At 52.5% G+C, this 255-nt stretch carries 1 protein-coding gene; it reads right to left on the bottom strand.

The features are described 5' to 3' along the window. Positions 1–255 (bottom strand): IS110 family transposase (locus AC0ZWN_RS28930; RefSeq protein WP_476337727.1); only part of this gene is annotated, 255 nt, incomplete at both ends.

The following is a 255-nucleotide window of genomic DNA, read 5'->3' as shown; positions in this document are numbered from 1 at the left end:
GTAGTTTCTGAATGACCTGATCGGATCGCTCGAAGGCCTTTTGCTGGGCGGTACGTTCTTTTTTCAGCAAGGGTTCATCCGCCCAGCTCAACATTAGCCCCGTATGGTTCTGAATTAACGTCGCGCGTCTGTGCAGCAAGCTTTTCAGTACGGTATAGGCCTTGGGTGGCGGGTTCCAAAGCCGCAATTTGCTTTGCTCATTCGTCAAATAACGCGCGAGCACGCGTGCATCGCAGGGATCATTTTTGGCCCGTT

Source organism: Pseudomonas sp. 3B-A001-10F (assembly GCF_056313565.1).
The sequence above is the reverse complement of the archived record's forward strand: the minus strand, read 5'-3'. Positions and strand labels throughout refer to the sequence as shown.